General features: G+C 45.6%; 20 protein-coding genes and 2 pseudogenes. 17 read left to right on the top strand and 5 right to left on the bottom strand.

Features of this window, described 5'->3' with window-relative positions:
* Positions 1–286: 286 nt before the first annotated feature.
* A pseudogene (locus tag IM496_RS07560) lies at positions 287–403 on the top strand (IS1 family transposase); the annotation flags it as partial.
* A gap of 418 nt (positions 404–821) precedes the next feature.
* On the opposite strand, the gene rpaA reads toward IM496_RS07560, so the two are convergent.
* Entirely contained in the window at positions 822–1,562 is a 741-nt protein-coding gene (rpaA, locus tag IM496_RS07555; RefSeq protein ID WP_002798623.1) for a two component system response regulator RpaA, read from the bottom strand.
* A 510-nt stretch (positions 1,563–2,072) separates the two neighbouring features.
* Here rpaA and IM496_RS07550 point away from each other — a divergent pair.
* The 4 genes from IM496_RS07550 (at position 2,073) to tkt (ending at position 6,862) form a co-directional block, all read left to right on the top strand.
* Complete coding sequence (locus tag IM496_RS07550; RefSeq protein WP_002737675.1) at positions 2,073–2,792, top strand: biliverdin-producing heme oxygenase; 720 nt, start codon at positions 2,073–2,075, stop codon at positions 2,790–2,792.
* Positions 2,793–3,206: 414 nt separating this feature from the next.
* Complete coding sequence (gene acpP / locus IM496_RS07545; RefSeq protein ID WP_016515555.1) at positions 3,207–3,452, top strand: acyl carrier protein; 246 nt, start codon at positions 3,207–3,209, stop codon at positions 3,450–3,452.
* A 70-nt stretch (positions 3,453–3,522) separates the two neighbouring features.
* The gene (gene fabF / locus IM496_RS07540; protein WP_194013417.1) at positions 3,523–4,773 is read left to right on the top strand and encodes a beta-ketoacyl-ACP synthase II; all 1,251 of its coding nucleotides are present in this window, start codon (positions 3,523–3,525) and stop codon (positions 4,771–4,773) included.
* 82 nt (positions 4,774–4,855) lie between these two features.
* Complete coding sequence (gene tkt / locus IM496_RS07535) at positions 4,856–6,862, top strand: transketolase (RefSeq protein WP_194013419.1); 2,007 nt, start codon at positions 4,856–4,858, stop codon at positions 6,860–6,862.
* A gap of 184 nt (positions 6,863–7,046) precedes the next feature.
* On the opposite strand, the gene IM496_RS07530 is transcribed toward tkt, so the two are convergent.
* The 3 genes and pseudogenes from IM496_RS07530 to IM496_RS07520 form a co-directional block, all read right to left on the bottom strand.
* Positions 7,047–8,531: a glutamate synthase subunit beta gene (locus IM496_RS07530; RefSeq protein WP_194013421.1), complete on the bottom strand. Its 1,485-nt coding sequence runs from the start codon at positions 8,529–8,531 to the stop codon at positions 7,047–7,049.
* A 385-nt stretch (positions 8,532–8,916) separates the two neighbouring features.
* Positions 8,917–9,756, bottom strand: a complete 840-nt coding sequence (gene ylqF, locus IM496_RS07525; protein WP_194013424.1) for a ribosome biogenesis GTPase YlqF — start codon at positions 9,754–9,756, stop codon at positions 8,917–8,919.
* Between the two features lie 338 nt (positions 9,757–10,094).
* Positions 10,095–10,373: pseudogene (locus IM496_RS07520) on the bottom strand (IS4/Tn5 family transposase DNA-binding protein); the annotation flags it as partial.
* Positions 10,374–10,967: 594 nt separating this feature from the next.
* Between IM496_RS07520 and IM496_RS07515 the strand changes: the two are divergent.
* The 3 genes from IM496_RS07515 to IM496_RS07505 all read left to right on the top strand — a co-directional run bounded on the left by IM496_RS07515 (position 10,968) and on the right by IM496_RS07505 (position 15,705).
* Complete coding sequence (locus IM496_RS07515) at positions 10,968–11,723, top strand: DUF2232 domain-containing protein (protein ID WP_104395913.1); 756 nt, start codon at positions 10,968–10,970, stop codon at positions 11,721–11,723.
* A 1,199-nt stretch (positions 11,724–12,922) separates the two neighbouring features.
* Positions 12,923–15,085, top strand: coding sequence for a ribonuclease E (gene rne, locus IM496_RS07510; protein ID WP_194013426.1), 2,163 nt, complete (start codon positions 12,923–12,925; stop codon positions 15,083–15,085).
* The gene (locus tag IM496_RS07505; protein WP_287661656.1) at positions 15,082–15,705 is read left to right on the top strand and encodes a ribonuclease HII; all 624 of its coding nucleotides are present in this window, start codon (positions 15,082–15,084) and stop codon (positions 15,703–15,705) included. The genes rne and IM496_RS07505 overlap by 4 nt, the downstream gene beginning before the upstream one ends.
* A 5-nt stretch (positions 15,706–15,710) precedes the next feature.
* On the opposite strand, the gene IM496_RS07500 is transcribed toward IM496_RS07505, so the two are convergent.
* Positions 15,711–16,466: a TVP38/TMEM64 family protein gene (locus tag IM496_RS07500; protein ID WP_287661654.1), complete on the bottom strand. Its 756-nt coding sequence runs from the start codon at positions 16,464–16,466 to the stop codon at positions 15,711–15,713.
* A gap of 264 nt (positions 16,467–16,730) precedes the next feature.
* Here IM496_RS07500 and IM496_RS07495 point away from each other — a divergent pair, with 264 nt between their 5' ends.
* The 9 genes from IM496_RS07495 to IM496_RS07455 form a co-directional block, all read left to right on the top strand.
* On the top strand, positions 16,731–18,116 hold the full coding sequence (locus IM496_RS07495; protein ID WP_287661653.1) for a cytochrome P450: 1,386 nt from the start codon (positions 16,731–16,733) through the stop codon (positions 18,114–18,116).
* Between the two features lie 85 nt (positions 18,117–18,201).
* Positions 18,202–19,185 carry a protein-methionine-sulfoxide reductase catalytic subunit MsrP gene (msrP, locus tag IM496_RS07490; protein WP_287661652.1) on the top strand — a complete coding sequence of 328 codons (984 nt, stop codon included), beginning with the start codon at positions 18,202–18,204 and terminating at the stop codon, positions 19,183–19,185.
* Between the two features lie 42 nt (positions 19,186–19,227).
* Complete coding sequence (locus IM496_RS07485) at positions 19,228–19,686, top strand: DUF29 domain-containing protein (RefSeq protein WP_287661651.1); 459 nt, start codon at positions 19,228–19,230, stop codon at positions 19,684–19,686.
* A 16-nt stretch (positions 19,687–19,702) separates the two neighbouring features.
* On the top strand, positions 19,703–20,167 hold the full coding sequence (locus IM496_RS07480; protein ID WP_024969050.1) for a DUF29 domain-containing protein: 465 nt from the start codon (positions 19,703–19,705) through the stop codon (positions 20,165–20,167).
* A gap of 387 nt (positions 20,168–20,554) precedes the next feature.
* Positions 20,555–21,283, top strand: a complete 729-nt coding sequence (locus tag IM496_RS07475; RefSeq protein ID WP_287661650.1) for a hypothetical protein — start codon at positions 20,555–20,557, stop codon at positions 21,281–21,283.
* Between the two features lie 365 nt (positions 21,284–21,648).
* Positions 21,649–22,032, top strand: coding sequence for a DUF433 domain-containing protein (locus tag IM496_RS07470; protein WP_287661649.1), 384 nt, complete (start codon positions 21,649–21,651; stop codon positions 22,030–22,032).
* Positions 22,011–22,415: a DUF5615 family PIN-like protein gene (locus tag IM496_RS07465; RefSeq protein WP_287661665.1), complete on the top strand. Its 405-nt coding sequence runs from the start codon at positions 22,011–22,013 to the stop codon at positions 22,413–22,415. Before IM496_RS07470 ends, IM496_RS07465 begins: the two co-directional genes overlap by 22 nt.
* 378 nt (positions 22,416–22,793) lie before the next feature.
* Positions 22,794–24,542 carry a fascin domain-containing protein gene (locus IM496_RS07460; RefSeq protein WP_194013441.1) on the top strand — a complete coding sequence of 583 codons (1,749 nt, stop codon included), beginning with the start codon at positions 22,794–22,796 and terminating at the stop codon, positions 24,540–24,542.
* 62 nt (positions 24,543–24,604) lie between these two features.
* Positions 24,605–24,802: hypothetical protein (locus IM496_RS07455; RefSeq protein ID WP_287661648.1), on the top strand; the 198-nt coding region annotated here is incomplete at its 3' end.

The following is a 24,802-nucleotide window of genomic DNA, read 5'->3' as shown; positions in this document are numbered from 1 at the left end:
CGGAGCATCTTTCAATTTGACAACGCCTAGGACAAGGGTAGAGGGAGAAAATACAAGATTAGGTCATTACTTAGGGTTTGCTGAAAAAGTTTTTCGTGGGGGTAGGGTGTGGGGTGTAGGGTGTGGGGTGTGGGGTTTTACCCATTTTCAGGTGGTCAATTACCTAATTTTCAGAGAAAAAGTAACTGAATTTTACCCCCGATCCCTCCAATGGTCGGCACTTTTTGAGGTCAAAAAAGTCTAAAACCCTTATCCAACAAGGTTTTTAGATTTATTCAGCAAACCCTACTTAGCGCGTCTTCATCGTAAGACTCTCTGCTATTCAAAATGTGTCGAAATGTTAGAAAACTCCCGACCGCTTCTAATTCATTACCTTAAGTTTAAGGATGTTCCAGTTCCCTAAACTTTTGCTTGATTCATCTTTACATCTGACAACGCCCGGTTCAGACATAATCGTGTAATACCAAATCTGGTTATTAAAGACTGATTATTTATTCCTCCTTTTGCCTCTTGCCTTTTGCCTTTTGCCTGTCCTGATATATAGCCTATACTCAACGGATTTAGTATAAGACGTGAGTAAGGGAAACCAGAAAGCGCAGTGATGAGCTTCGAGAATCCTCACGCCTTTAGGCCCAGGAGTGTCAATCCCGCCATTGTCCTGACTTGCTGGAGGTGTTTTCCCCTTGTTATCGTCAGGGTCAAAAAGAGGCCTCAGCCATAGCCATCAAAACCTAACCGCCAGTCAAACCTTCTCAATCTGAAGAGGAGGAGGAGCGAGGAAACAATAGTCCCTATTGCCTATTTAGACAATCGCTCCCCGTTTAAACTGTTGCCGCCGATGAATCAAGCACCACCTGTTCATTGGTGGGTAACTCCAGACAATAACCCGCACCGTAAACGGTTTTAATATAGCGAGGATGACGGGGATCGGGTTCTAGTTTCGTTCTCAGATGGCGAATGTGAACGCGAATAGTCTCGATATCATCATCGGGATCATATCCCCAGACTTCCTTGAGAATATCACTGGGGGAAACGGTTTGACCGTGACGTTGGAGAAGACAGTGGAGTAACTCAAATTCTAGATGGGTTAACTTGACCACACTTTCAAACCAGACCGCCTCAAAACGTTCGGGAACCAGGGTTAAAGGTCCAAAACTGAGTATTTCTGAGTGTTTAGCGGCTTGGGGAATGCGATCGGTACGTCTCAGGAGAGCGCGCACCCTAGCTAACATTTCCTCCACCTCGAAAGGTTTGGTCAGGTAATCATCGGCACCGGCGTTAAAACCTTCCACTTTATCTTGGGTTTGTCCTAAGGCTGTGAGCATCAAAATCGGGATGTCGGACGTGCGTTCATCTCGTCGCAAACGCTGACAGACAGTAAAACCATCGACTTTGGGCAACATTAAATCCAGCATGATTAAATCGGGTTGTAACTGGACGGCCAAGGCTTGGCCTTTAATCCCGTCCTCTGCGGGGTTAACGTCATAACCCGCCATCTCCAAGTTGATGGAGACTAATTCCGCGATCGCAGGATCATCATCGATTACAAGTATTCGGGGCATTACCAGAGTGTTATGACTAAGGGTTTGGGTAGGGGGTTACTAAATGTGTTCTCGCTGACATCGCAACTATGGCTTTGTCTCTCAAGGGCTTGAGTTTAGCACAACATAAAGAATCCTGTACTGATTATAAGCATGATTGCTAAATTCGGTTTTAATTTGTGAAATTTTGCTGATCTAAGTCTCCTGAATGTTAAGAATTAATAAGAAGTGTGAAGAATATTGCTCGATAATCGATATTAGTGCTATGTTCTAGCCTCTCTCTCCCCAAGATGACCTAAGCAGCAGTTTTTCACTAATCTTTACAATTTCGCCATCTGGCTCAATACCAGTTTCAACCGGCGGTCAAGTCCTGCTAGAGCTAACTTTTCCCCCTAAGCTCCCCCGGCGGCACTGTAAAAATTCTTAATAAAATTAGCGATCGATTCAGTTTAATCTACCAAAATAGGCGGTTTTAGTAAGCATCTGTAACGAACCCGATCCATTCTACTCATCCCAACAGGTGATCATAATATGAGCGTTAATTTATCAACTCAACTGCGAGAAGGCACGAAAAAATCTCACACCATGGCAGAAAACGTCGGTTTTGTCAAGTGTTTTCTCAAAGGTGTGGTGGAAAAAACTTCCTATCGCAAACTGGTGGCTAACCTCTACTTCGTCTATTCGGCCATGGAAGAGGAGATGGAAAAACTTCGTAGTCATCCCGTCGTTTCTAAAATCTGTTTTCCTGAACTCAATCGCAAAAATGCGCTAGAACAGGATTTATATTTTTATTATGGTCCAAATTGGCGCAACGAGATCGCGTTATCTCCCGCAGGTCAGGCCTACGTTGACCGGATTCGGGAAATCGCCACAACAGAACCCGAATTATTAGTCGCTCATTCCTATACCCGTTATCTCGGCGATCTGTCCGGGGGGCAAATCTTGAAAAAAATCGCCGAAAAAGCGATGAATCTGGAAACTGGTGGCACAGCTTTCTATGATTTCAAAGATATTACCGACGAAAAAGCCTATAAAAACCACTATCGTCAAACCCTCGACGAGTTACCGGTGGATCAAGCCATGGCCGATCGCATTGTCACCGAAGCTAACGCCGCTTTTGGCATGAACATGAAAATGTTCCAAGAGTTGGAAGGTAATCTGATCAAAGCGATCGGAATTATGCTCTTTAATACTCTCACCCGTCGTCGCAGCACTGGCAGCACCGAAACTGGATTGGCTACCGCCGAATAGTAGTCAAGAAAACCTAAAAAAACGGAAATTCTAAAATTTGGGTGATGGTCAGCCATGATTATTATCTTAATTTCAGAGTTATCCGTTATATTTTTGCTTTTTATTCAGGAGGCAGGAGTCAGTAGTCAGTAGTCAGGAGACAGGAGATTATTTTTATTTATTCTCCCCACACCCTACACCCCACACCCTACACCCCACACCCTACACCCCACACCCTACACCCCACACCCTACACCCCAATTTCCCTGATGATCGCAAAAAAACTTCATCAAGAGGGGAACAACTTCCAGTAAGATGAAAAATGGTCAGTGAAAAAGCTAACCGAAATTTATTGTCGGAAATGGTAACACCGCCCCATTTCCCCAGACCCTAGAGGCTAGAGTCCGGTAAACCAGCGGATAAAAATTGACATCCATGAGTGAAAGTATTTTCGATCGAGTTAAAAAAGTTGTTGTGGAACAATTAGAAGTAGAGGATCCGGGTACAGTTACCCCCCAAGCAAGCTTTGCTGATGATCTGAAAGCGGATTCCCTTGATGTGGTCGAGTTAGTGATGGCTTTAGAGGAAGAATTTGATATTGAAATTCCCGACGAAGATGCCGAACAAATTGACACTGTGGGCAAAGCTGCCGATTATATTGGCCGGAGAGCAACCGCCTAATTATTGCGGGAGAATTGACAATTTAGGATTAAATATCTGGGGCAAAATCTGCCCTTATTTTTGAACAAACATGACAGAATTGCCATTAAAAAGGGTTGTCATCACGGGGATGGGTGCGATCACTCCCCTCGGCAATAATCTAGCAGACTATTGGACAGGCTTAATCAAGGGCAAAAGTGGCATTGGTTTAATTACCCACTTTGATGCCTCCCGTCACGCTTGTCGCATTGCTGGGGAAGTGCGGGGTTTTGACCCCCACGACTATGTGGACCGCAAAGAGGCAAAGCGCATGGACCGTTTCGCTCAATTTGCCGTCGCCGCTAGTTTGCAAGCGCTGCAAGATTCTCGATTAGTTATCGACGCTCTCAATGCGGATGATATAGGTGTACTAATTGGTACGGGCGTGGGTGGCATAAAAGTGCTGGAGGATCAACAGGAAATTTACTTGACAAAAGGTCCGAGCCGGTGTAGTCCTTTCATGATCCCGATGATGATTGCCAATATGGCCGCTGGTTTAACCGCTATCCATACGGGAGCCAAGGGACCGAGTAACTGTACCGTGACCGCTTGTGCTGCTGGTTCCAATGCCATCGGCGATGCTTTTCGTCTAGTACAAAGGGGTTTTGCCAAAGCGATGATCTGCGGTGGGACGGAAGCCGCCGTTACCCCCCTAGGATTGGCTGGTTTTGCCTCCGCTAAGGCCCTGTCCACCCGCAACGATGACCCCACCCGGGCCAGTCGTCCCTTTGACAAAGATCGGGATGGTTTTGTTATGGGGGAAGGGGCAGGAATCTTGATTATAGAAGAATTAGAAACGGCCTTGGCCCGTGGGGCGCGGATTTACGCCGAAATGATCGGTTATGGTCTGACTTGCGATGCCTATCACATGACGGCTCCAGTTCCCGATGGTCGTGGGGCCACCAGAGCGATCGAATTAGCGATCAAAGATGCCGGTTTAACTCCGGCGGAAATTAGCTATATCAACGCCCACGGGACCAGTACGGGAGCCAATGATCCCACGGAAACCAAGGCGATTAAAAAAGCTTTAGGAGAATCGGCCTACAAAATCCCTGTCAGTTCCACCAAATCGATGACAGGCCACCTTTTAGGCGGTTCTGGCGGCATTGAAGCCGTGGCCACGGTCATGGCGATCGCTAATGATCGGATTCCCCCGACGCTCAACCTGGACAATCCTGACCCCGATTGTGATCTTGATTACGTCCCCTACGAAAGTCGTCAGCAGATAGTTAACGCTGCCCTCTCCAACTCCTTTGGATTTGGCGGCCATAACGTCACCTTAGCTTTTAGAAAATATGCTTGAGTCGATGCCCCTGAAAGAGTAATCTGTGAGTGGCTCCCTCTTTAACCTGGTCTTATTTTTGTAGTTCATTCTAAAAAACATTATGGTTGTCGCCTCCCAATCCCTCGAAGAACTTTGTATTAATGCCGTGCGTTTTTTAGCGGTGGATGCCGTAGAAAAAGCTAAATCGGGACACCCCGGACTACCCATGGGAGCCGCTCCCATGGCCTTTGTTCTCTGGGATCAATTCCTGCGTTTTAACCCGAAAAACCCCCAATGGGTCAATCGCGATCGTTTTGTTCTCTCCGCCGGTCACGGTTGTATGCTGCAGTACGCTTTGATGTACCTGACCGGATACGATAGCGTTCCCCTAGAGGAAATTAAACAATTCCGGCAGTGGAAATCGAAAACCCCTGGCCACCCCGAAAATTTCGTCACGGAAGGGGTAGAAGTGACCACTGGTCCCCTGGGTCAAGGGATTGCTAATGGTGTGGGTTTAGCCCTAGCAGAAGCCCATTTAGCAGCCCGTTTCAACAAACCGGATGCCAAAATTATCGACCATTACACCTATGTCATTTTAGGTGATGGTTGCAATATGGAGGGGATTTCTGGGGAAGCTTGTTCTTTGGCCGGTCACTGGGGTTTAGGCAAGTTAATCGCTCTCTATGATGATAACCATATCTCGATCGATGGTTCCACCGATATCGCTTTCACCGAAGACGTGAGCAAGCGTTTTGAAGCCTACGGTTGGCACGTTCAGCACGTCGAGAATGGTAACACCGATTTAGATGCCATTGCCAATGCGATTGCGGCTGCCAAAGCTGTCACCGATAAACCCTCGATGATTAAAATCACCACCACCATCGGTTATGGTTCCCCCAATAAGTCTAATACCGCCGATGTTCACGGGGCAGCTTTAGGAGCAACAGAAATCGAGTTAACCCGGAAAGCCTTAGGTTGGCAATACGAGCCGTTTGTGGTTCCTGATGAGGTGTTAAATCGTTTCCGGCAAGCAGTGGACAAGGGAGCAACGGCAGAAACGGACTGGAATAAGTTATTTAACGAATATCAGGCTAAATATCCCGCAGAAGCGGCTTTATTTGAACAGTTAACCACCGGTCAACTGCCGGAAGGTTGGGAGCAAGCTTTACCGGTTTATAAACCCGAAGATAAGGCTCTCGCTAGTCGTAAACACTCGGAAATCTGCTTAAATGCCCTTGCGGGTGTTTTACCCGGTTTAATCGGTGGTTCGGCGGATTTAACCCACTCTAACTACACGGAATTAGAGCATTTTGGTAATTTCCAAAAAGGCAGTTATCAGGAGCGTAACGTTCACTTTGGTGTGCGGGAACACGCGATGGGGGCGATTTGTAACGGGATTGCTCTCCATAACACGGGATTGATTCCCTACGGGGCGACTTTCCTGATTTTCACCGACTATATGCGGAATTCTATCCGTTTATCGGCATTGTCAGAAACTCGCGTCATCTGGGTAATGACTCACGATTCCATTGCCCTAGGGGAAGATGGACCGACTCACCAACCCGTGGAACACGTTGCTTCTCTGCGAGCTATTCCTAACCTGTTAGTCATGCGTCCGGGAGATGGTACGGAAACTTCCGGCGCTTATAAAGTAGCGGTGAGCGAAAAGAAACGCCCGACTTTATTGGCTCTCTCCCGTCAAAATCTGCCCAATTTAGCGGGAACTTCCCTCGAGGGTGTGGCTAAAGGTGCTTATGTTATCACCGATTGTGAAGGTACTCCCGATGTCATTCTCATTGGTACGGGGGGCGAGTTGTATCTCTGCGATAAAGCGGCTGCGGTGTTGAAAGAAGCAGGAATTAAAGCCCGCGTCGTTTCTATGCCCTGTTGGGAGCTATTCGAGGAACAATCGGCAGAATACAAAGAATCGGTACTGCCGAAAGCAGTGAAAAAACGTCTCGCAGTGGAAGCGGGTTCAACCATGGGTTGGCATCGCTACATCACTGATGACGGGTATGTGTTGGGGGTTGATACCTTCGGCGCTTCTGCTCCGGGGGGTGTGATTCTAGAGAAGTTTGGTTTTACTGTGGATAACGTGGTAGCGAAGGCAAAAGCGTTGTTAGGTTAATTAAAACTTTGGTTTTGTGAAAAAAGCCCGCGCCAGCGGGTTTTTTTTGCGTTATGATCTAAGCCCATCGTGCAAAGGGTTGACCGGGTGATTCCTTTTTTTTTACAAGCTCTCTATCGACCTTGAAATAGCCCTACCCCCAGAAGGGGGAGGCTTTAAACCCAAATTTTCGGTAACTACTGGTTTAAGGTAAATCCGTCGCCCCCATTAAAAAGCGATCGCATTCCCTGGCGGCCCCGCGGCCTTCATTAATCGCCCAAACCACCAAACTTTGACCACGACGACAATCCCCCGCTGCAAAGACTTTCGGTAAGCTAGTGGCAAATTGACCGTGTTCGGCCTTGATATTGCTGCGGGCATCCTTTTCTAAGCCCAAATCATCGAGTAAAGGCTGTTCTGGTCCCAAAAATCCCATGGCCAATAGAACTAACTGCGTCGGGATGACTTTTTCGGTTCCTGCCACCGGTTGGGGGATAAACTGCCCTTTTTCGTTGCGTTGCCATTCCACCTGTACCGTGTGCATCCCCGTCACGTTGCCCTCGCTATCCCCCTCGAATTTAGTCGCTGTGGTGGTATAAACCCGGGGGTCATCGCCAAAGCGGGCGGCTGCTTCCTCTTGTCCATAGTCCAGACGGTAGATTTTCGGCCATTCGGGCCAGGGATTATCGGCGGCCCGTTCGCGGGGCGGTTGCGGCATAATTTCTAATTGGGTGACGCTACGGCAGTTATGACGCAGGGAAGTCCCCACACAGTCGGTTCCCGTGTCACCACCGCCGATAATTACCACGTCTTTACCCGCAGCCGAGATAAAATCCTCCCCGGTCTGTCCGTCTAGTAGTGCTTTTGTATTAGCCGTGAGAAATTCCATGGCGAAGTGAATGCCCTTTAATTGGCGACCTTCGATATTCAAATCCCGGGGTTTGGTGGCTCCGGTACAGATAACTATGGCATCATATTCGTTTAATAGGTCTTGGCTGCTGATATCCTTGCCCACTTCCGTGTTACAGACCATTTTTACCCCTTCCTGTTCGAGCATCTGGAGACGACGCAGAACCACTTCTTCTTTATCTAACTTCATGTTGGGGATGCCGTACATCAACAGGCCCCCGGGGCGATCGGCCCGTTCGTAAACCGTCACCCAGTGACCGGCTTTATTTAACTGGTCGGCAGCCGCTAATCCAGCAGGTCCAGAACCGATCACGGCCACTTTTTTGCCAGTACGGATTGCGGGGGGATTGGCAGTAATCCAACCGGATTCCCAACCTTTGTCGATAATCGAACATTCAATATTTTTGATCGTAACGGGGGGATTATGAATACCGAGAACACAGGAACCCTCACAGGGAGCGGGGCAGACTCTACCGGTAAATTCAGGGAAATTATTGGTTTTATGGAGGCGATCGAGGGCTTCTCGCCACAATCCTCGATAGATTAAATCATTCCATTCGGGAATCAGGTTATTAATCGGGCAACCACTGGCCATGCCACTAATTAGGGTTCCCGTGTGACAAAATGGTGTACCACAATCCATACAACGGGCGGCCTGATTGCGGAGTTTATCTTCGGGCATGGGAAGATGAAACTCATCCCAATTATGAAGGCGATCGAGGGGGGTAAGTTCGGAAGGAAGTTCACGCAGGAATTCGATAAAGCCAGTCGGTTTGCCCATAGTCTTTGTTATCTCTGTCGTTTATCCCCTATCTTCCTTCACAGTTCGATCGATCCCGCAACTTTACCGATTTCTTTAATCTTATCCGCAACTCAGTGGACTAACAGGCGGTAATTTTGATAAATTCGGGAATTAACTAGGGTCTGCTGAATAAATCTAAAAACCTTGCTGGATAAGACTTTTAGCCTTTTTTGAAATCCAAAAGTACCAGATATGGGAGTGATCAGGGGGAAATTCAGCTACTTTTTCCCTGAAAATTAGGTAATTGACCCCCTCAAAATCGGTAAAACCCCACACCCCACACCCTACACCCTACACCCTACACCCTGCCCCTAGGAAAAACTTTTTCAGCAGACCCTAACTATTGAGTTAAAAACAGGCGATTTCAAGAGGAAGGGGGCAATTCTAAGGGGATAGCCCCGATTATTCCCTTACGAAAATCATTGAGTAACTGCATGGCTGCCCTTTCTTTATCCTCTTGATATTTGAGATTGGCCAATTTTTCGATAAAATCCTCCCCGGTTATGTCTAGGGTATTCAACCCATAACGAGATTGTAAAAGTTCTTCATAGTGTAATTCTCTTAATAAATCGACAAAAGCCGCCGCTATCCTTTGGTTATCATAACCAGCATCCCCAATATCCTCACAGATAGCTAATTTCACCGCATCCTTTTGGTTTTCTAAACGGGAAGGGATCACCCCCGGCGCGTCTAATAATTCTAAGGTGTCGGAAATTCGCACCCATTGTAACTGTCGCGTTACTCCGGCCCTGCGGGCGCTGGCGACGACTTTTCGCCCTAATAAACGGTTAATCAGGGCAGATTTGCCCACATTGGGAAACCCGATCACCACGGCCCGCACTGGACGCGGTAACATTCCTCTTAGTTGACGTTTTTGGTTAATTTCATCGCCAATTTTTTCCGCCGCTTTGATAATTGCTTTAACTCTTTCTCCCTGTTTAGCGTTAGTAAAATAGACGGTTTCTCCTTGACTTTTAAACCATGTTACCCATTGTTGCTGGGCAGATTCGGGAATCATATCGAGACGATTTAAGATTAATAAGCGCGGTTTATTGCCAATCCAATCGTCCACCTGCGGATGATGGGACGCTAAGGGAATGCGAGCATCGCGCACTTCTAGGACCACATCCACGAGTTTAAGATGTTCCTTGAGTTTTCTTTCCGCTTTGGCAATATGACCGGGATACCATTGAATTAACGACATGGGAGATGGGAGTATAAAATTAGATCTTATCAGGAATAGTCCCTAGATAGCTAAGTGGGTAGGTGTTAAAAATTGTCAGATTCCTCCTTATTAAGCTATCCATCAGTTACATCTTTCTTAACATAAAATTTGACAAAAAGAGAAAAGTGTGCAAGATGGCTGAAGGGAGTTCTATGGAGGAACTAATTTGATCAGATAGTTTGCCGGTCCGGCTGATATCATCTAACCTTCGCAGTCCCAAGCAAATAGTTTTAACCCTGATCTCACGGCGGAAGCCTGAGAGAAGCCGAAGGGTCGCCTTTTCTACCTAAAAAACCCCCAAGAGAAGCAATTATTAAGTCTAAACTGGTTGTGTCTTGAACTGCCAAAAATATTGGATGTTCTTTGATTCTTTCTACTGTACTTTTGACTTGGGCAGCAATTAGCTCTGAAGGTTGAAAATAGGGTGAATTCCAAAAGTCGGGTGTGGCACAAGCTGCGGCTAGATTTACCGAAGCTTATGGTATTTTTGTATTCAGTTGTCCAGCCAAGTTTTCCACGATACTGATTAACCTTTTCTTGCTCCTGGTGTCCCCTAGGTCTGCATACTTTAGTTCTTGGGCTGCCCATTTCTCTATTTTTTTGCTCACCTCGATCTTAATTTATTCTTTCAAAACTATACCTATCAATCGTTTCCCTTTTGGCTCTCCTCGACTTTGTGCGATAATCAGTGCTGATCATTCCTAGTAGTCTTGTCAGACAAGGCTGTAAAAACTATATTCCCAGAAAATTATCGGCTGGCTGCATCTCCTATTTGTGACTTTCCCTCACCTATAGGTGAACAGCAGAAGTTATTCAAAGAGGGCGAATGCAATTCGCCCCTATAATAATATTATTGCGCCAATGGTAGGGGCGCACGCGGTGCGCCCAAAACGTCCTCTAGATATTTCGACCAAATTAAGATGCACCCAAATTATAGCGTTTCCTATGCTAGTGAGGTACACCTGTTTTTCTTCCCCTTCCCCTTTGCCTCTTGCCTTTTGCCTAAAACCCATAACTTTTGTACCTCAGCAGACTGAAAAACGCTATATCCCTATTATTCAGCTTAATAAGGGGGGTTGACAATTTTTAACAGCTACCTACTTATTTTTTGCCTCTTGCCTGACTGGGAGTCGCAAGTCTAAGCTAAGGATAGCCGGCCAACCCGTACCGACCACCGGATAAATGATAGAATGAACGATTCTAACGCTAATGCTCCCGCTCAATCCTCAGAAGAGACAATAGAGGAAACCAATTGGGTAGATCTGGGGGAAGAGGGGCAACCTCTAGATAAACCCACTGCTAAACCTATCCAACCATCTCCCCTTAAGTCTATCGCTACCCTGATCACGGTGGAAACGGCTTTTTTGGCCAGTGCTACCAGTTTAATCTGGTTAATTGATTATTATTTTCCCCTCGGACCGTTATTAAGAGTTTTCTTCCCGATTCCTGTCGCTTTAGCCTATTTACGTTGGGGCGCTCGCTGTGCTTGGATGACAGCATTAGTTTCTAGTTTACTTTTGTCGGTGTTGATGGGACCGACTCGCAGTATTGTCTTTTTGATTCCCCACGGCTTGATGGGGGTACAATTGGGGCTATGCTGGCGCCGGGGTGCGCGCTGGGAATTTTCTATCTTGACTGGGGGACTTTTGGGGGCTTTTGGTTTATTCTTTCGTTTTTGGCTGTTTTCAATTCTTTTAGGCGAAAATCTCTGGTTATATGTGATTACCCAAGCGACTAATTTTATTGATTGGATTTTCACCCAGTTAGGGATTCTCGCTAAACCGACACTGCTGCAAGTGCAATCGTTAGCAGTTGTGGGCATATTTGTCAATAGTTTATTATACTTATTTGCCGTGCATTTAGTGGCGTTATTAGTTCTTGATCGCCTCGGTAATCCGATTCCTCGTCCGCCCAAATGGGTACAAGTCATACTAGATTATGAGTAATTAGGGTGTGCTGAAAAAGTTTGTTGGTGGGGTTAAGGAGTCAGTAGCCGGTCGTCAGTAGCCGGTCGTCGGGAGTTTCAGGCTTTGTTGCCCTCCTTGTTCGTACTAACTTATGTACTGAAATAAGGATAATGCAAGGTTTTTGAAGGTCACAATCCTATATTCTGGCACTAACAGCGGATTTTAACAGGTCAAAATCCTTATTTTAAAAGGGTTTTACCATTATTCAGCCAGCCCTAATTATTTAGCACTTTATCGTCAGTATCTCCAGTCAACTTTTAATTAAGCGTTTTGCCCCGATTATTCTCTACGAAAATATTGCCGGTAATCAAGGCAGTAATTTAGCCGTTGTCTGATGGTTAGAGGGGAAAGGTTATCGACTATACCGTTATCGTCCCTACCGGCAAGAATTGCTAGAAATCGAGTCAGAGGCCGATTTACAGGGAATTTTGAACGTTATCGCCTTGCCGGAACAGGAATTAAGGGATTAAGGAAACCGTCAATCCGGTCATCTCGTCAATAATCCTAACTAGACTAGCGGGTTAATTAATTCTTGAGAAAGCCAAAAGGGGATAAAAAGGGAATTTTAGCCTAAAAAGTCAGCTATATAGCTTTTAAGGTCTATTTTATTGCCTCTCATTACTCCTGACTGCTGAATTTGAGCCACTGACTCCTTTCTTGCCCCGAAAAATTTATCTTGGTCAGGGGATCATCGTCTTGTCAGAGAGTGACCCGGTGAGTTATAGTCGTCTATAAGACTCGATTAAAGCATTTCTTAAAAGAATCGTGGTTTTTGGAAAATCGAAAAGTGCGCTATTTTCCCGTCCACAGAAACCTGTTGCCGAGGGGAGTAACTCAAAAACTCCTTTTTTCCTAGATTCTGATAGACAGAACCGGCGGAAACGGATAAAAAATGCTGTTATCGAGCAAGACTCAGGGATTAATTGAAAATCTCGTCTCTTGGCTGTGCTTGTCTAATTGTGGGTCAAGCCAGCAGTTGCCAAACAGACTTAACAACTGAAACCAAGACTCAGTTCCCACGTCTGGGGGGCAGATGAATATCAAGATGAGGCTTTAACGATGCGGACTCATCTTCTTAGAACTTTCTTAACAAGACCAGATTTCCAGAAGTAGCCTCAAAGCATAGACAAATAGCCCATGGTACGTCGCTTTTGAAACCGAAAGATTGAGGAAATTGAATGCCAAAACAAATAATCATAGCCGAACAACACCATATAGCGGCTGTTTTTTGGGAAGATCAAATTCAGGAATTAGTTGTAGCCACAGGTAATCAGCAGGTGGCCGACATCTATCTAGGATTAGTAGAAAACGTCATCCCTGGGATAGATGCAGCCTTCGTCAATATTGGCGATGCGGAACGCAATGGCTTTATCCATGTCACCGACCTGGGCCCCTTAAGACTGAAAAAAACCGCCGGTGCTATCACGGAATTACTGGCCCCCCAGCAAAAAGTGCTGGTACAGGTAATGAAAGAACCCACCGGCAATAAAGGACCGCGACTAACGGGAAATGTCACTCTCCCTGGTCGTTATCTGGTATTGATGCCCAATGGTCGCGGGGTGAATCTTTCCCGTCGCATCCGCAGTGAAGACGAGCGCTCCCGTTTACGAGCCTTAGCGATTTTGGTCAAACCAGCGGGGATGGGGTTGCTGGTACGCACCGAGGCCGAAGGCAAAGCGGAAGAGGCGATTATCGAGGATTTGGAATTTCTGCAAAAACAGTGGGAGAGCATCCAACAGATGGCCGTCAGCAGTCGCGCCCCGGCCCTGCTAAACCGCGATGATGACTTTATTCAAAGGGTTTTGCGGGATATGTACAGTGCCGATGTCAATCGCATTGTTGTTGATAATCCAATGGCGGTAAAACGAGTTAAACAGCAATTGACGAACTGGGGCGGCGGCAAGGCTCTCGAAGGGGTTTATATCGACTCCCATCGGGAAACCCAGCCAATTCTCGACTATTTCCGGGTTAATGCCGCCATTCGCGAGGCCCTGAAACCCCGGGTTGATTTACCCTCCGGCGGCTACATTATCATCGAACCGACGGAAGCTTTAACGGTAATTGATGTTAACTCTGGTTCCTTTACCCGTTCGGCCACGGCCCGGGAAACCGTACTCTGGACTAATAGCGAGGCCGCCACAGAAATCGCTCGACAACTGCGCTTGAGAAATATCGGCGGTGTGGTGGTGGTGGACTTCATCGATATGGATTCCCGTCGCGACCAGTTGAAACTGTTGGAATTGTTTAATAAGTCCCTGAAAAGCGATAAGGCCAGGCCCCAGATTGCCCAATTATCGGAATTGGGGTTAGTGGAATTAACTCGTAAGCGTCAGGGGAAAAACATTTATGAATTATTCGGCAAAACCTGTGACCATTGCGGCGGACTAGGCCATTTAGCCCATCTACCCGGAGAAGGCAACGCCATCGCCCTAGAAACCCCCACCCTTAGCCGCGCGGAAAAAGAAACCCTTGTCGTTGCCCCGATTAATACAAAAGTTCTACCTGATAAGAGCGCTCCTAGCGTTGCGGCGGCCGAACCCTATCTAGAAGTTTTCTCCGAATTTGAGGCCGAAGAAAACGCCCAAGAGATAGATCTTTCCTTCCATCCCAACTATCAAGAACAGGTTAATAATTCTCGTCGTCGCCGTCGTCGTCGTCCCTCGGAACTGTTACTCAAAGAGGAACGGAGCGAAAAAGCCTCTACTAACGGTGTTAACAACGAAATCGAGCCGGAATCAGAACCCCAACGCCTTGAGGAAAAACGAGAACGCCCCGCCCGTCTCTCGAAACGAGGAGAAGATGCCAGCACCGCCAAAAATATCCCCGTCGCCGAACGGGAAAGGGTTTCCGTGGAAATGACCCCCGTAGAACAGGAAGTTTATTCTTTAATGGGCATTTCTCCCCTGATTCTGGTGGATAAGGAGTTTAAAGACCCGAAATCGGTGATTGTTTCCGTGAAACTGGCAGGGGAAAGAGAAGCGGAAAACCCAGAAACGCCTGCTGCCACTCCTGAAATATCCTTGACTCCTACCCCAGAAGCTGAGGTCGCACCAGTCGAAGGGATGGAAACCGGCGAGGAAGCCGAAAATCGTCCCTTAGTGCGCCGTCGTCGTCGTTCCACCACTAGCGAAGTTAGTCAGGAAATCGACCAAGAAGCTAGTGTGCCAGTGACTTTTACGCCTGAACCGATTGCGCCCGAAACTCCAGTTTTTCTCGGCGAAGTCATTCCTTTAGAAACCCCGGTGAGCGCCGAGGTGACGGAGGAGCCACAAGTAGAGGCCGAAACCACGGTGCTGCGTCGTCGTCGCCGTCGTTCCTCCGCCACTGCCGATGAGTCATGAGGGAAGAACCCTTAATTGCCGGTGTCGATGAAGTGGGGCGCGGGGCTTTATTTGGCCCCGTGGTGGCGGCCGTAGTGGTCACTGTCCCCTCTGGTTTTGCCCGGCTGTGGGAGTTGGGGGTAAAAGATAGTAAGCAACTTAGCCCCCAAAAACGGCAAAAATTGAGCCAGCAAATACAACGGGATTTTGTTTGTCGCATCGGTTATGCTACGGTGAAAGAGATCGATCGCTTGAATATTCTTCATGCCTCCCTACTGGCAATGAGCAGAGCTATCGGGAAATTACCTCTTTCCCCCAGTCTCTGTTTGATCGATGGCAAGCACATTATTAAAGATTTGTCAATCCCCCAAAAGGCGGTAATTCAGGGAGATCAACAATCGCCGGTAATTGCGGCGGCTAGTATCGTGGCCAAAGTCTGGCGCGATGACTTAATTGCTCGTTGGCACGGACGCTATCCCGATTATGGACTCTCTCGTCACAAGGGTTATGGCACTGCTCAACACCTAGAAGCGATTGGCAACCATGGACTTACTTCTCAGCACCGGCTCTCTTTTAGTCCCTGTCAACAAATCCGCGTCAGTCCCCACCCAAGGACGGAGTGGGGTGGGGATGGCGATTGAGGGGTTTACTCACTGATAACTGATGCCAGGGCCTGACGAGCAATTTTTGTGACGTAGAAGGTGACGGCAACGGTAGCGATAAAACCGATAAGGCGAATAGTCCATTGTAAAGCTGGGTTAGTGGCTGGTGCCGAAGTCCCGATAGTGGCAAGATTGCCCGCTAAAGAGCCAATATAGACATACATTATCGTCCCCGGAATCATGCCCGCGCAACCTAGTAGATAATCTTTCAGAGAAACCCCGGTGACACCATAGGCATAATTGAGCAGAGTAAAGGGAAATATGGGAGATAAACGGGTTAAAAGCACTATTTTTAAACCTTCTTTCCTCACAGCTTCATCGATAGCTTGAAATTTATTATTACCTTGAATTTTTTCCGCCACCCAACCCCTAGCCAGATAACGTCCCACCAGAAAAGCGGCAGTAGCGCCGATAGTCGCCCCGATAAAGACGTAAAAAGAGCCTAAAACCACGCCAAAAACCACACCAGCCCCTAAAGTCAGGATTGAACCGGGAAAAAAGGCCACAGTAGCTAGAATATAGATAATTATAAACGCGATCGCTCCCACGGCTCCCAAACTATCCACCCAAGTTAAGGTATGGAAAAGAATAGTTTGAGGATTAAAACCGATGGGGGCAGCAGATGCGAGAGCAAAAGCGGGGGAAGTAGTCAGGAGAAAAACAAGGCTAAATGTAGTTAATAACAGTAAATGCCTGATAATCACAGTTTTTCCTAAGGGCAAAAACTTGGAAATAATCATAAAAAGTCCCTATAAGGAATGAAAAAAGAGAGATTGAACTACAGAAGCGAATTAAATGGAACTGGGGGCTATTCTACCCCGATTATCATTGTTTAGACCAGAAAGGCCATCCTGAAAATTCCCAGAAAATCCCCCTCTCCGGGAGAAGATAAGACAAGCAACAGCCCGGTAATTTTTGCCGTTTACTTGATATTACACCTTGCCGTCTCTGGGGAAAAAATGTCACAATTAGAAATAATTAGCATTCGATATAGCAATTAATCTATGAAAATCATCCCCAAGGTCAAAGCCCCCACCTTCGTGCAAATGGCACAATGGATCATTAATCCCGTGGGTTTTATGGAAAATGCCGCCCGCAAGCATGGCGATATTTTTAGCACAAAAGTGGGTTTAACTGTAGATAATTTTATCTTTGTCAGCAGTCCTTCGGCCCTACAACAGGTTTTAACTAATGATCGTAAACAATTCTCGGCACCGGGGGAAGCCAATCGGATTATTGCCCCGATTATTGGCGATTATTCCGTCGTCATGTTAGACGGAGATATCCACAAAAAACGTCGTCAGCTTTTATTGCCACCTTTTCACGGGGAAAGAATGCGTTTCTACGGCGATTTAATCCGCGATATTACCCTAAGAGTAATGGCAGAATTGCCCGAAAATCAACCTTTAAAAGCCCGTTCAGCGACCACAGCGATTGCTTTACAAGTAATTATGGAGGCAGTTTTTGGAATTAGTCAAGGGGAACGTTATCAAACCTTGAAAAAAGTTCTGGCTGAAATGCTCGATATTTTTAACTCTCCAGTGATGGCTTCTTTGTTATTTTTCCCAATTTTGCGGGCTGATTTGGGTGCTTGGAGTCCCTGGGGAAAATACCAGCGTTCCCAAGAAAAAATTGATGATATCATCTATACAGAAATTGCCGAAAGAAAAGCTAATCCTAACCCCAATCGCACCGATATTTTATCACTACTGATGTCGGCCCGGGATGAAGAAGGCAACCCGATGAGTGATAAGGAATTGCGCGATGAATTAATGACCTTATTATTCGCAGGTCATGAAACCACCGCCACCGCTATGTCTTGGGCGCTCTACTGGATCCATCGCTATCCAGAAATTAAAGCAAAAATTCTGCAAGAAATAGCCACTTTAGGAGATAATCCTAAACCCATTGACATAACTCGATTACCCTATCTTTCGGCAGTTTGTTCGGAAACTTTACGCATTCATCCCGTGGGAATGTTAACTTTTCCGCGAGCAGTGGAAGAACCGGTAGAACTAGATGGTTATCCTTTAGAAAAAGGGACAATTCTTATGGGTTGTATTTATCTAGCTCACCACCGCGAGCAAACTTTCCCCGATTCCCATACTTTTAAACCAGAACGCTTTTTAGAAAAACAATTCACCCCCTACGAATATATGCCTTTTGGTGGTGGAGCGCGTCGTTGTATCGGGGAAGTTTTAGCTATCTACGAGATGAAAATCGCTATCGCCACAATTTTGGCCAATTATCAGTTAACTCTAGTTAATAATACCCCCGAAAAACCCAGCCGTCGCGGTTTAACCCTTGCTCCCTCGCGAGGAGTTCCCATGCTCTTAAAAGGACGACGGGAACCTCTGGTGACTGCCCCCATGCTCGCCGAAATTTCTTAAAAAAACTGACAAAATATTGTACAATCAGAGTTGTGGTATCCCATATCATAACTCTGCTTTTTTGTCAATAAAATTAGGGATAATTATGGTCTTAATTCGTTTAGCTAAATCTTGGCAAATTTCCGAAAATGAAGTTACTTCCGAAAGTGTTTATTTTAACCGTCGTCGCTTTTTACAGGGGTTAATCGGGACAGGAATTGCGGGGAGTTCCCTATTATTAACTGCTTGTGGTAAATCCTCTTCCTCGGAAGCTTTAGAAAAAAGTTTGCAATTACCTAAAATTGCAGGGTTCAGCAAAAATCCGCAGTTTTTAACGGTAAATCGCCCCATAGCTGCCGAAACTGTAGCGGGGAGATATAACAATTTTTATGAGTTCGGAGGGGGTAAAAATATCTGGTTAAAAGCGCAGAAACTACCGACGAATCCTTGGACGGTGGAAGTGGGAGGATTGGTAAAAAATCCCCAAACCTACGATATAGATACTATTAAAAAAACCTTTTCTCTCGAAGAAAGAATCTATCGTTTTCGTTGTGTGGAAGCTTGGTCAATGGTTTTACCCTGGCTGGGTTTTCCCATGAGTGCTTTAATCGCGGCAGTGGAACCAAAACCGGAAGCAAAATTCGTCCGTTTTACCTCCTTTTATGATCCAGAAATTACCCAGGGGCCAGGATTACATTTAGGTCCCTTACCCTGGCCCTATACAGAAGGTTTAAGAATTGAAGAAATGGCCAACGAATTAGCTTTCTTTGCTGTGGGAATTTTCGGGCATGATTTACCCAAACAACACGGCGCACCCTTGCGAATGGTTATTCCTTGGAAATACGGTTTTAAAGGAGCAAAATCGATAGTAAAAATTGAATTTACCGCTAAACAACCCGCCACCTACTGGAACACAATTGACGCTCATGAATACGATTTTGAGGCTAATGTAAACCCCGGTAAACCCCATCCGCGTTGGTCGCAAGCAACGGAGAAATTTATCGGCAGTAGAAGTGATTTATCTTGGGAAATTATCGAAACTCTCCCCTATAATGGCTATGGTGAATATGTGGCTAGTTTATATAGTTAAGTTTGATGATTATCCCCATTTATTCATTTAAAGGAAGTATTTATGGACAATAAAACTCTGTACGAACAAGACTTTTATCTCTGGATTAGAACTACTATTAATCAACTGCAAGCCAGACAGTTTGAGCGGGTAGATTTAGAGAATTTACTGGAGGAATTAGCAAGTATGGGAAGGAGTGAAAAACGCAAAATTGAAAATCTTTTGATTCAATTGCTGGTACATTTGCTGAAACTAACCTACTGGACAGGAGAAAAAGCTAGAAATGAGGGTCACTGGAAAGGGGAAATTATCAACTTTCGCAGACAAATAATCAAAGAAGTTAAAGATAGCCCTAGTTTAAAACCCTATATTCTGGAAATCTTTGAGGAATGCTATCAATTTGCTAGAAAAGAGGCTCAAGTTAGAACTCAATTACCCCTCGATACTTTCCCCGCTATTCCTCTTGGTTCCCTTGAACAAATTCTCGATGAAGATTGGTTTCCTACTAATGACCACGAGTAATATATAGAGGTAAATTATGGATAATAAAACCATGTACGAAGAAGACTTTTATCTCTGGATTAGAACTACTATTAATCAACTGCAAGCCAGACAGTTTGAGCGGGTAGATTTAGAGAATTTACTGGAGGAATTAGCAAGTATGGGAAGGAGTGAAAAGCGCACAATTAAAAGTCTGTTAACCCGATTATTAGAACATTTACTTAAGCTCAAATATTGGGCGGCAGAAAGAGAGAGAAACGAAGGTCACTGGAAGGGAGAGATTAGAACTTTTCGTCTCGATATATTAGATGAACTTAAAGATAGTCCTAGTCTGAAACCTTATCTTTTGGAAATTTTTGATGAATGTTATCTTTCAGCCCGAAAAAATGCCAGTGACCGCTCTCAATTACCCCTCGATACTTTCCCCGTTATTCCCATTGGTTCCCTTGAACAAATTCTCGATGAAGATTGGTTTCCTGCGGGCGATAATCTGGAAATATAGCCATCAGTTAGACTGCTCCATACTGCTGTAACAAAAAACAACTATCCCCCGATAGCGATGGCTAAAAGTCGAATAATTATAAATTTTTGTCAAGGGGTGCGGTCAGATCGAAGAATCATCGCTAGAATGAGCCTAATTGTCAGGAATTTAGTTAAACAAGGTTTTTGGCAATATGCTAATCTGGCTAACACGCTTTTGGGGGTGATATGGGGAAAAGTTCTGGCAATCGCGCCTAAATGGAGTGATATACGGAAAGTTGACCCATATTGTTACTTTCAAGAGTGTTATACGGAAAGTTGACCTATAATATGTAGTTAGAAAATACAACGCTTATAAGTGTACGGTTTTAGCATTATTTGCAAACTCAACAAAAAAACCACGATATTCATGAATCCGATTTTAGACTGCACAAACTTTGAAACCACAAAAAAATCGATCGCCTTGATTTTTAATATAAATGAAAACACTTTGATATCCAACCTACAAAACATGGATCGGATACCAGAAAATGAAAATCCAGAGGATTACATATATGAAGCGTTTGATAAGAACTATCACATTCCAGATATAATTGATTGCATTTATTTCCACGGAACCAGAACAAGAAATCCTAAATCATTCTTGGAACGAGGTATTCTTCCCAAAAAACTCGTCGAAGAATCAATATGGCATGAATTGATAATCTTATCAAAAGAACTTGACATTCTAAAAAGCGGGAAAAACCCCTTTGCAACTTCCTTTATTGCAAAAACATGGATAAATAGTGAAGGCCCATTTGGATTTTTATTTAAAGAAGCAGCGACACATCCCAGCGGTTTATTGCATAATTATACTGAAACTCCAGAAATAGTTGAAGACATATCAGGATGCCTACTAGGTAAAAATTACATTCATCTTGTAAACAAGTACAAAGAAATAACGAAACCATACATAATTTCATTTTCTTGCACTCAAAATAACGATCCAATAAGGAACGCATTACTATATCTTCATTTAGTATTGCATGGATGTTCAGCAATTGAGGCAGCATCAGTAGCAGTCACCTGTTTTGATGGGAATGGTGTAACTATTGATCCTGCGTCAATTAAATATATCGAATGCGTGCATAAGCCATAGAAAAATGCGTTCTAATACGTTAGACCGTAGAGATATTGATTGCGATCGCCGATCTTGTAGGGTGCGTTCCCTAATGTGACTCCCACTGCTCCAGCGATCGATTTTGGGGAACGCACCATGCACATTAATTGAAGCTGTGGTCTAAATTTGATCGCCGATCTTGTAGTACGGGGCCTGGTGATACTGAATTGCCAGATATTGGAGTTCACTACTGGCTAGATGCAGGAACGAGGCTGAAATACATTTTGAAAGTCTGGGTTGAGGATTAAAGAGCTTGCGAATTAGTAGTCAGGGTGGGCGTTTGCTCACCTTGCTTTTTCATGCGGTAATATGGAATGAGATGGTGAAACACTGAGACTATAGCTATGACGCTCGCATCAAATGAACAAACCGCTATCATTCGTACAGAGCGAGGACTGACAATCGCAGGAACCCGCATCACCCTCTACGATGTGATGGATTATGTGACTGCTCAATATCCACCTAAGTTCATTCAGGGATTATTTGATCTGACGGAAGAGCAAATTAACGCTGCCCTGGCTTATATTGAGGCTCATCGTGCGGATGTAGAGGCTGAGTACCAGCAAGTTCTCAAAGAAGCTGAAGAACTCCGACAATATTATGAAGAGCAAAATCGTGAGCGAGTTGCCCGTATTGCTGCTAAGCCGCCAAAACCTGGCACAGAAGCCATTCGAGCAAAACTTGAAGCGGAAAAAGCCAAGTTGGCATCACGGGCAGGAATTTTCTAGTTGATCATAACTTACGAGGGCATTCTCTTGTCCTCGCCAGAGTCCTTGCTGCGAGTGGTTGGCTTGACTTGATCTCGATTCGTTTTATTCTGTTTGAAGAAGTTGGGTTAGCTGTCACGAGCGATGATCGTGTTGTTTGGCGGTATGCCCAAGCCAATCAGATGATCCTGATCACCGCTAACCGAAGCATGAAAGGCAAAGATTCCCTGGAGCAAGTGATGCGGGAGGAAAATACCCCCACATCATTACCCGTCGTGACAATCGGTAATATTGAGCGACTACTTGCCGAGCCAGATTATTGCGATCGTTGCGTTAACCGTTTGGTTGATATTGTAGTTAATATTGAAGATTATCGAGGCGCAAGGCGAATATTCATTCCGTGACGCGGCGAATGCTAGGGCCGTTGAAGTCTATCTGTAGGGACACGGCATAACGGGGTCTTTATACTGAATCGGTTTTTAATAGCATGATTAACTGCCAATCCAACTTGAAAAACCCGCTCCCTTCTCCATACTGCTGTAACAAAAAACAACTATCCCCCGATAGCGATCGCTAAAGGTCGAATAATTGTAAGTTTTTGTCAAGGGGTGCGGTCAGATCGAAGAATCATCGCTAGAATGAGCCTAATTGTCAGGAATTTAGTTAAACAAGGTTTTTGGCAATATGCTAATCTGACTAACAGGCTTTTGGGGGTGATATAGGGAAAAGTTCTGGCGATTGCGCCTAAATGGGGTGATAAGCTTTTACGCATTTAAGTTACATTGACAGCATTCTTAGTAAAAGGAAATAAAATGACAACATCTTCAACAACAGGAAATTCAATTAGGGTAGCATTTAAGGCGAACAACGGAAAATATATAACATCCAATAGTGATGGCAATGTACTGCAAGCAAGTAGTGATGCCATAGGCAGCAACGAGAATTTCCAAATGTACCTCCAGGGGGAAGACAGGGTTGTTGCCCTGATGGCTTCCAATGGCAAATACGTATCCAACCAACAGGATGGAGCGGTTCCTCTTGCTGCAATAGCTGATGCCATAAGTCCAACAGAGCAATTCACCGTGGAGGATTGGGATCCCAAAATAGTAGTACTGTTTGCCGCCAACAAAAAGTACATCCAATTGGTAGATCCGACTGCTGCGCTGCAAGCACAAGGGAGTCCAGCCGATGCGGCCACTTTTGAAATTGTACTTCTTTCGGAAAGCAGTACCCCGGTAGAAACTCGTTTGAGTGCCGAAACTCCTCCGACTGCTTCACCTTCACCAAGAGCTGCCACTCCCTTAAGTGCCACCCCACCCAGCGCTTTCACGGTATGTTTCTGCGGAACCGCTTGTACCAGGGATGAAGGAGAAGTATCACGAGATGGAAGTGATAAAAACATTTATGCTCCAGCGACCGGCTACATTCCCGTGAGAATTCACAAGGAAATTACCGGCGACCTTCGGGCAACCACACCGAGTGTTACCGTTCGGGGAGTTGGGGAGAACGATTGGGCTGTGCCACGCGATAACAGCGAACCTCTTGTTTTTAATGCTCCCCTGAATGCGGATCCAAGCTTGCTTTCTTACGTTCAAAGCTATTCAGGTGGCAACCAATATTCCCGTGTAACTCAATCAGATGGGTGGTCTGCGCCTGCGCTTGCGCTTCATGGGGCCAACCTGGCAGCTGCAAGCGGAAAAAGTATATACAATTTCATTGGGCACAGCCGGGGAGCTATGGAAGCCATCATGGCAGCATGGTTTATCTATTTCTATGGACCGGACGATGTAAAGCATATCCCGATCAACATATTCGCCATCGACCCTGTACCGGGCCCTGGGGAATGGTGGGGAATATTTACCCAGTTGCCTCCTAATGTGGTCAACTACGTTGGAATTTATGCTTGGGACATGTGCGTACAACCGATAGACAATCTGTTCATGGGATTGGTGCCCAGGCCAAACGGACTGATGACCGGCAAACTCAATGAAGCGACCATCTATAATTCCTGGCGGAAAGATAAATGGAAATACATCGCCGATAGTTATGTACTGACTGATCCCTTGAAAGACGGGACTGAACCGCGACCAACGAATTATGAATTGTATGCCTGTCGCGGAAGACACAGTACCGTTGCAGGAAACTATACGGCAGATGGGAAATATGATGCGGCCAACGTGAGCGAAACCGTTGCTCCTGTTCCAGAACTGGTTTATAAAATGGCAAGGGGATACCTGACCCTATGGGGAACGACCTTTCAGACTGCAAGTGCGTCACAACAAAGGGTCCTTGCTCTTAGGAAGAGCATCAATACCTTTCACAGAGATTTTGACATCATGGGTGGCGGGGAAACCCGAACAAGTGCTTTGACAGCGCGACCTTATGTACGAAGGCTTTCGTCCATATCTGGATCGAACCCACTCAACAGCTACTACATGGATAATGTGGTGGGGGATCCCCCTTATAAAATGGTCTATCCTGTTACTTCCGAGCGAACGGATGCCGGATGGGTTAAATGGAACTTTTTGTAAGTCAAATAGTACAATGGACCATTACCAAGTAATCAACCATCTATTAACAAGGAGTTTCACTCATGGATAGTTATAATGTAGCACCGAAACTGTCAGGTATTTTTGCGATACAGCAAACAGACAACTGCCCTCATGTATTTGCAATCGGCACGGATAATACCCTATATCTGAATTGGCGAGATTCATCAGGTGGCTGGAGTGGTTGGGGAGCAAACTGGAATAATGCACCAAAACTAGCCAGCATTTTTGCGATAGAGACG

The sequence above is a fragment of the Microcystis sp. M049S2 genome, from assembly GCF_020245625.1.
Taxonomy (GTDB): domain Bacteria; phylum Cyanobacteriota; class Cyanobacteriia; order Cyanobacteriales; family Microcystaceae; genus Microcystis; species Microcystis ichthyoblabe_A.
The sequence above is the reverse complement of the archived record's forward strand: the minus strand, read 5'-3'. Positions and strand labels throughout refer to the sequence as shown.

What these genes read in the sequence shown, in the direction of transcription:
- rpaA (WP_002798623.1), bottom strand. Translation starts at nt 1,562, where the DNA reads ATGCCCCGAATACTTGTAATCGATGATGATCCTGCGATCGCGGAATTA.
- IM496_RS07550 (WP_002737675.1), top strand. Translation starts at nt 2,073, where the DNA reads ATGAGCGTTAATTTATCAACTCAACTGCGAGAAGGCACGAAAAAATCT.
- acpP (WP_016515555.1), top strand. Translation starts at nt 3,207, where the DNA reads ATGAGTGAAAGTATTTTCGATCGAGTTAAAAAAGTTGTTGTGGAACAA.
- fabF (WP_194013417.1), top strand. Translation starts at nt 3,523, where the DNA reads ATGACAGAATTGCCATTAAAAAGGGTTGTCATCACGGGGATGGGTGCG.
- tkt (WP_194013419.1), top strand. Translation starts at nt 4,856, where the DNA reads ATGGTTGTCGCCTCCCAATCCCTCGAAGAACTTTGTATTAATGCCGTG.
- IM496_RS07530 (WP_194013421.1), bottom strand. Translation starts at nt 8,531, where the DNA reads ATGGGCAAACCGACTGGCTTTATCGAATTCCTGCGTGAACTTCCTTCC.
- ylqF (WP_194013424.1), bottom strand. Translation starts at nt 9,756, where the DNA reads ATGTCGTTAATTCAATGGTATCCCGGTCATATTGCCAAAGCGGAAAGA.
- IM496_RS07515 (WP_104395913.1), top strand. Translation starts at nt 10,968, where the DNA reads ATGAACGATTCTAACGCTAATGCTCCCGCTCAATCCTCAGAAGAGACA.
- rne (WP_194013426.1), top strand. Translation starts at nt 12,923, where the DNA reads ATGCCAAAACAAATAATCATAGCCGAACAACACCATATAGCGGCTGTT.
- IM496_RS07505 (WP_287661656.1), top strand. Translation starts at nt 15,082, where the DNA reads ATGAGGGAAGAACCCTTAATTGCCGGTGTCGATGAAGTGGGGCGCGGG.
- IM496_RS07500 (WP_287661654.1), bottom strand. Translation starts at nt 16,466, where the DNA reads ATGATTATTTCCAAGTTTTTGCCCTTAGGAAAAACTGTGATTATCAGG.
- IM496_RS07495 (WP_287661653.1), top strand. Translation starts at nt 16,731, where the DNA reads ATGAAAATCATCCCCAAGGTCAAAGCCCCCACCTTCGTGCAAATGGCA.
- msrP (WP_287661652.1), top strand. Translation starts at nt 18,202, where the DNA reads ATGGTCTTAATTCGTTTAGCTAAATCTTGGCAAATTTCCGAAAATGAA.
- IM496_RS07485 (WP_287661651.1), top strand. Translation starts at nt 19,228, where the DNA reads ATGGACAATAAAACTCTGTACGAACAAGACTTTTATCTCTGGATTAGA.
- IM496_RS07480 (WP_024969050.1), top strand. Translation starts at nt 19,703, where the DNA reads ATGGATAATAAAACCATGTACGAAGAAGACTTTTATCTCTGGATTAGA.
- IM496_RS07475 (WP_287661650.1), top strand. Translation starts at nt 20,555, where the DNA reads ATGAATCCGATTTTAGACTGCACAAACTTTGAAACCACAAAAAAATCG.
- IM496_RS07470 (WP_287661649.1), top strand. Translation starts at nt 21,649, where the DNA reads ATGACGCTCGCATCAAATGAACAAACCGCTATCATTCGTACAGAGCGA.